The following is a 6,744-nucleotide window of genomic DNA, read 5'->3' as shown; positions in this document are numbered from 1 at the left end:
ATTGCTTCAAAAAATCGTCTGATAAAAATTCCTCTGCTTTCATTGTCTGTATAAAGTTTAAAAATAAAAAAATCGGAGCGCTTTGAACTCCGATTTTCTACGTTTACACAGTTTTTGGGATAGTGTCATAAGACCTCCGGGCATATCAGTAGTTTTTTAAGCGGCTTTCGAACTATCATCCACAACACTCGCCCCCGGCGCATTCTTCTTTACCGATTCAATCCCGCCGTCCCTTCCAGACGCGCTCTCATACATTTCACTCGTCCCAATAACCTGCCCGTTAGAAGCCTTCAAGTTGAAGAAATACTTCCCATTACTCGATGTCTTTTTGTCATAATTGGCATCAGACTGTGAATGTTTCCTCACAGACTCAATCCCGTTTTCACAACCGGCTTTAGCGGAGTAGCCTTCGCTGCTAAGAATAGTCTCACCATTATCGGCTTTGAGGTTAAACTGAAACTCGCCATTAGATCTCTTGGTAACTACAAACTTTCCCATAGTTATGGTTTTTAGGGTTAAAGAATGAGTTTAAGATAAAAAAAATTACTGAATAATCCAGTAGTTCCAAATGTTAACATACGTTCACAATGATGCAATTGCCTGTAATGCGCTTCAGCCCCGATGCTGCGGAGCTGATCACCCTTAAACTCAATGTTATGTTAGGAACTTTGACACCGGAACAGATGGACGATATATTGTTGAGGCATGCCGTTGGCCGTATAGCATGTACAGACGGTCTGATGCCATACGTTGTGCCGGTCAGCTACGCATTCAACGGCACCTACCTGGCAGTGCATTCCAGGCCGGGCGAGAAGATAGATATCATGCGGAAGAACCCGAATGTATGGTTCCTGGTAGATGAAATAGACGACCTTGCCAACTGGCGTTCGGTGATGATACGGGGGGAATATGAAGAGGTAATGCACCCGAAGGAGCGGTACTATGCCATGAAGTTCCTGGTGGGCAACTTGCAGCAGCGGCATGTAAGTGAAACCGCCGGTATTGCCGAAATGACCCGGGAACTTGGCCAGCGGCAGGAGGAGCCGCCGCTAGTACGGCACATCGTATACCGTATCAGGATAATGGAAAAGACCGGCCGCTTCGAAAAACGGCTGGTTGGTCGCTGAACCGTTACAGGTGTTCCGGGTGCCGGCGCCCCATGGCACCAGGGTTTCGCAGATGGCTGACGGGGATCACCGGTAGTCCCGCACCCCGTCATTTTTGATGTTTTTCCCCGCGCTCAAGGGTGATAGCGGTCAGCAGCCCCCGTATCCGGAGGCTGCAAATACTTTTCCTCACCGCGGCTCCGGCACATGCACCAGCCGCATCTGCACGCTGTCTCCCGCCAACACTCCCGTGAACCGCAAATCCCGCCCACCTAGCGGCCGCATAACGCCCTCAAACCGGAAATCCGTACTGTGCGGGTATCTCCACTTGGCGCTGATCCGCTGAGAAGCCTCGTCATACTGGTAGGTACCAATGTACCGGTTGTTGTGATGGTTAAATTCGAGCGCAATATCATCCTGCAGGTCCATATACATCACCGTGAGCACACTGTCCCTGAAGCTGCGGGCCGCTTGCGGCGTGCCGTTCACCTGCAGGTCTTTCACCTGGTATTTGCCGGTGAACTGGGGGTGCCTGTCAGGCATGGAGTAGGTGAGCAGCAGCACCAGCGGCAGTGTGAGTATCAGTAGGCTGATCACCCAGGGCGTTTTGCGCCAGGGCAATAGCGTGGGGGCCACGCTGAAAAAGAACGTGATCAACCCCGCCCGGTACTGGTATAAAAGATAGATAACCCCGGCCATCAATACCAGCGCGTGCAGCAGCACCCCGGTATGCAGGTGGTAAAAGGTATCGATCAGGATGATGTTGAGCAGCACCGGCACCAGCATGATCAGCCCCAGCAGGCGGGTGCGTTTGAAAAGCAGCATCACCGAGCTGGTCATCTGTGCAAGGCCGATGGCTACGGTGAAGGGGTAAGACCTTCTGAAGTACGCCCAGGTGAGTGTTTCCCCGTCAAGACTGTTGAACGGCAGGTCCAGCATGCCCAGCGGCACTACCATTTGCAGGTGGAAGATCTTCTGCCAGCCGAAGGAGTAAAGGTCCCACGCCAGCAGGAATACCAGCAGCACGTTAAACGGCGCCAGCAGGTCTGGCTGCGCGGCATCGGTTTTCCGGGAACGGAGGTAACGGGCCACGCCATACAGCAGCACCGCCAGCAGCATCAGGAAAGAAAGCCCCCATTTGGCAACAGGCGGCATCCAGCCCGCGGCGTAGCGGGTAAGTATTCTGTACACAACAAAGCCGGCCATAAATCCGGTTAATGTGGCAACCAGCATCAGCGGGCCGAATTTCAGTTTGTTCATAGTATTGCTTTTACTGCAATACTAGCCACTGGTAAGGGTTTTACTGCCCGCCTGCATCCAGGCGCACCACTATGTTCCGGAATGCTGCCGGCGTCATGCCCACTATTTGCCGGAAGGCGCTGTTGAACGCTGTTTTGGAATTGAAGCCCGCCGTAAAACCGATGGCCAGTATGCTCAGGTGCTGGTGGCCGGGGGAGTGCAGCAGTTCTTTGGCTTCTTCTATCCGGAAGTGGTTCACGTATTGATAAAAATTTTTCCCGATCTCCTTGTTCAGCAGCCACGATACTTCATGCAGCGAAACCTCCAGCCTGTCTGCCAGTTCGGAAAGGGACAGCTCCGGCTCCGTGTACAGCTTTTCTTCCCGCATCAGGGTGGCCAGCCGTTCCTTCAGGGCGGCCGCTTCATCTTCGTGCAGCCGTGGCGGCCCGGCAGGTGGCGGCACCGGGAGGGTTTCCTTTTCCCGTGGCGGGTATACCGGGCCTTGCCGCCATGCGTAGTAGCAAGAGAGGTAGATGGCCCCCAGGTAAATGATATAGGAAGTTCCCTCCCAGGCATGCGGCCGTATGAATGGCGAAAGGAGAAAGTTGACGATCATGATGCCGGTAAGTATCACCAGGTTCTTCAGCCAGGCCAGGGCGGCCCCGCTGGTATCGGGCGCCACGCTTTCAAGCCGCGCCCGGTGCTGCCGCAGCAGCCGGTAACCCAGTATCCAGTACACTACCAGCTGCACCTTAATGCCCAGCCCTACCACAAAGCCCGTTCCCGGAGGCAGGTAGCGGCTAACGCCCAGGAGTATAGGAATAAACAGCAGGGCGGGCAAAAAATGCAGCAGGTCTGTGTGGCGGAACCGGTAAGGGTTGCCGGTGTAGTACCGGATGGAAAAGTAAAGCGCCGGCGCCATGGCAAACCGGGTGGTTTCCATAGCGGGCAGCAGCCATGCGTAGCGGTTGCCCGCCTGCTCCATAATGGCGCCCAGCATGGCAAAGCCGGCAAACAGGTAGAACACCCCCAGCCACCGGTTAGCGCCCGTATGTACGCTTTTTACGTGGCTTAACAGCAGAAAGGCCAGCAGAAAAATGCTGCCGCAGCTTAGTTGGAAGAGTAACAAAGGCCAGTGTTTTCAGGTATAGATGCAGGGGCGGGGATATTCCATAAAAATAGTCAGAATTGTTTCGGCTTCCGGTGCTGCGCCGCCAGGGAGGCTATTTCGTTGATCCGCTTCTGCCTTGTTTCAGGCCGTTTGGCCAGTGTGACCCATTGCAGCATCATCTTTTTTACGGACTTGCTTAAACCGGTAAAATAGGCTTTGGAGCCGGGGTGCGCGCGGAAGGCTTTGGCCAGGTCTTTGGGTACCACCAGCTCCTCCACATCGTCCAGTATGGACCAGTAGCCATTCTGCTGCGCGGTCTCAATGCTTTTGCGGCCTGCTGCTGTCATCAGCCCTTCGGCAATGAGCCGTTCCACCTTCCCCTTGTTGATCTTTGACCATACGCTGGTGGCCTTCCGCCTCGTGAAAAGCTGCATGAAGCTGCCGTTCCCGTGCGGTTTTTTGGTGCTGTCTATCCAGCCAAAGCAAAGGGCTTCATCCACCGCATCGGCATAAGTGATGGTGGGCACGGCCGCTTCTTTTTTGTAATAGATCAGCCAGACTGATTGTTTTTTACCGTGGTTTTTTTCCAGCCACCGCCGCCATTGCTGCCGGGTGGTGGGGCAATAGGTTGCAAGGTCTTTGTTTTCCATAATGGCAAAGCTACATCCCTGCGGTGACAGCCCTGTGTCAGGAGGGCTGAAAAAATAAATGATGACGGGCGGGATTTTCAGCGGCCATGCTTCCCTGCGTCAGGTATATGGCAATTTTTGCTATATTTAATCCGGATAGTGATGGCGGAAGGTGAGCCGGGTATATAATAGCGGCTGTTCAATACAATGTTTAATTCCATGCACAAAAAATCCCTCAGGCTTTTGTTACCGGCGCTTCTCATAGCCGGCGTTTCACTTGCGCAGCAGACGCCTTTTACCCGTTATGTTGAGACCCGCGTTACAAAAAGGTATGATAATAGCCATGCCTCCGCATATGTGTCGCTTTGCGAGCTGCAGCTGCTGGAAAAATTGCCGGATAGCACGCTGCGCATCCGTGCCACCTTGCTCAATTACCGGCCAGGTAAAGGGGAGCTGCCAAAAAACAGTACAGATATTGCCAACATCCAGATGAGCAGCACGGAGCCGGTGTTGCAGGTGCTTTTGCTGCAGCAGCCGGTTGAATTTATATACCGCCCCAGCGGCCCTGCCGTACCGCGGCCGGAGCTGGAGCAACTGGTAGAGCGGAAAGCCCGGGAAGCCGGTGTGCATGAAACGTATATCAACTTTGTGGTGGAGGGCTCACGTAGTTTTCTTGACAAAGAGGTACAGTCCGTTTTTCTTCCCGTGCCGCCCGGCGCGGCGCGCTGGTTTGACCGGGATTCTTCCCTTGTGTTCACGGCCGCCGGCGAGGCTGCGGGGCCGCGCACCATCACCGCTGCGGAATACCGGCCCAAAAGCATTCCCGGGCAAACGCTGCGGTTCAGTCATGTGTACAAGTGGGATAGCAAGGCCGGCGGATTGTTATCGGCCAGTTTGATCGTCAACGTAGGCGGTACCATAGACCTGAACGGTGAAAAAAGGCCTGTTCATTATGAAGACACGGCCCTGCTCCGCGTTATGCAGAAACCAGACCTGGCGCAACTGCCTGCCGTTACGCCCGCGTTGCGCGAAATGCTGATCAAAAGCTCTCCGTGGAGCGGGGAGCTGAAAGACAACAGGGGCGTAGCGTACGATTCCGCCAAGGTAATGGCCTTCCTTAAAAAAATGGACCCCTTGTTCGGCAACAGCACGGAGTACGTGAACAACAAACTAAGCCTCATACAGGGGTTGAGCGTCGAGGACCGTTACCAGCTGTATGACAGTGTGCTGCTGACCGTGCCCAACCATATGCTGCAAGGCAATTCCACCCATCTGCACAACAAACTGCAGGATGTTTGGGGCGCCCACCCGGATAGCGCCGTTCAGCTCATCCGCTACCTCGGCAAAGCCCGGCGCAAGTCTATGGAAGACTGGCTGCAGCACAGCTTTGCGCAAAGCGTGTTTGAGGCTTTCAGTGCGGAGGAGATGGAAGAAACTAAAAACGAATGGCGCAAAGATGGCTTGAGCGAAGAAAAGATCGCTGCCCTGCAAAAAGAGTACTTTGACCGGCGCCGCAGCGCCACGGGCCTGCTGCAAAGGCTGGCGCAAGATAAGGATACCATCATCCGGCAAGCCGCCTATCCCATGCTGCTAGGCATGCAGGCCACCCGCACCGGCCATGCTGACTCCCTACGCCTGCTGGCAAAAGCATTCGGCAACCTCCGCCCGGCAGAACGGAAATATGGCAACGGCAGCCGCTACCAGTTGATGCTCTATAAACAGATGCGGGAAAAAGGCATGCATACGGAAGCGGCCGCCACGCTGAAAGATGTGACCGCCGTACTGGAAAAAGGCACGGTAGACAGCCTGAGCAGCACCCGTTATGCCGACCAGAATTTGCTGGCCTACGCTTACTTTCTCCAATACGAGGCTTTAAAAGATACCCACGCTGAACAGGCGTTGAACTACTACGCCAGGGCAGCCGCGGTTTCTCCGCGCAATAAGGAGGAGCGGGCGTATGACAGCTTCTATGACCGCGCCATGCTGAAGTCTGATGAAAGTTACCGCTCCGGCTTTGCCAATGCATTGTTCCGCCAGGGAGATGACCGGGAGGCCACGAAAGTACTGGCCCAGCAGGTGAACGCCAACCCCGCCATGCTGCCAGACGTGCAAAAGGCTTTTGAGCAACACCTGCCCGGCCGGGATTTTAAGGATTTTGTGCATAATACCCTGGTGCGCACCTGGAAAACAGCGCCCAACTTTGACCTGACCGGCCCTGACGGGAAAAGGTACAAACTCTCTGACTACCGCGGCAAATGGCTGCTGATAGATTTCTGGGGCACCTGGTGCGCGCCCTGCCGCGAGGAACTGCCGGAAATACAAAAGATGCACCAAAACCTGCCCGTCAACGGGGAATCGGCATTCCTGTCCATTGCCTGCCACGACAGGCCGGCGCATGTCACCAACTTCATGCAACTGGAAAAATACACTTTCCCCGTAGCCATGAGCGATGGAAAGGTGCAGGGAGATTACAAGGTAAGCGGCTACCCGTCAAAGGTCATTATTTCGCCAGACGGGCGCATGCTGGACGTGGCCTTTAACCTGGACTGGAAAGGGGCTTTCCGCGCATTCAGCCAGTTGCGGTCCGCGCCGGTTAAGCCGGATGAAAAGAACACACAGGTAGAAAGCGGCCTGGACTGACCGGCGTATAACTTATAGC

General features: G+C 54.7%; 6 protein-coding genes. 2 read left to right on the top strand and 4 right to left on the bottom strand.

The annotated features are described in order from the left end of the window. Positions 1–156: 156 nt before the first annotated feature. The gene (locus D3A97_RS22015; RefSeq protein ID WP_119080691.1) at positions 157–498 is read right to left on the bottom strand and encodes a YegP family protein; all 342 of its coding nucleotides are present in this window, start codon (positions 496–498) and stop codon (positions 157–159) included. A gap of 158 nt (positions 499–656) precedes the next feature. Here D3A97_RS22015 and D3A97_RS22010 point away from each other — a divergent pair, with 158 nt between their 5' ends. Further along, positions 657–1,127, top strand: a complete 471-nt coding sequence (locus D3A97_RS22010) for a pyridoxamine 5'-phosphate oxidase family protein (RefSeq protein WP_157986688.1) — start codon at positions 657–659, stop codon at positions 1,125–1,127. 168 nt (positions 1,128–1,295) lie between these two features. Here D3A97_RS22010 and D3A97_RS22005 read toward each other — a convergent pair whose 3' ends face one another. Genes D3A97_RS22005 through D3A97_RS21995 form a run of 3 tightly spaced genes read right to left on the bottom strand, consistent with a single transcriptional unit; the run spans position 1,296 to position 4,106 of the window. Beyond that, entirely contained in the window at positions 1,296–2,366 is a 1,071-nt protein-coding gene (locus D3A97_RS22005) for a hypothetical protein (RefSeq protein WP_119080689.1), read from the bottom strand. 40 nt (positions 2,367–2,406) lie between these two features. Beyond that, a complete protein-coding gene (locus tag D3A97_RS22000; RefSeq protein ID WP_119080688.1) occupies positions 2,407–3,474 on the bottom strand; it encodes a helix-turn-helix domain-containing protein in 1,068 nt (355 codons plus the stop codon). A gap of 53 nt (positions 3,475–3,527) precedes the next feature. Next, positions 3,528–4,106 carry a YdeI/OmpD-associated family protein gene (locus D3A97_RS21995; RefSeq protein WP_119080687.1) on the bottom strand — a complete coding sequence of 193 codons (579 nt, stop codon included), beginning with the start codon at positions 4,104–4,106 and terminating at the stop codon, positions 3,528–3,530. Positions 4,107–4,328: 222 nt separating this feature from the next. Here D3A97_RS21995 and D3A97_RS21990 point away from each other — a divergent pair, with 222 nt between their 5' ends. Continuing rightward, the gene (locus tag D3A97_RS21990; RefSeq protein WP_157986687.1) at positions 4,329–6,725 is read left to right on the top strand and encodes a TlpA family protein disulfide reductase; all 2,397 of its coding nucleotides are present in this window, start codon (positions 4,329–4,331) and stop codon (positions 6,723–6,725) included. The last annotated feature ends 19 nt before the right edge of the window (positions 6,726–6,744 follow it).

Source organism: Chitinophaga alhagiae (assembly GCF_003568665.1).
Classification (GTDB): Bacteria; Bacteroidota; Bacteroidia; order Chitinophagales; family Chitinophagaceae; genus Chitinophaga; species Chitinophaga alhagiae.
This window is presented reverse-complemented; position numbering and strand designations above follow the sequence as displayed.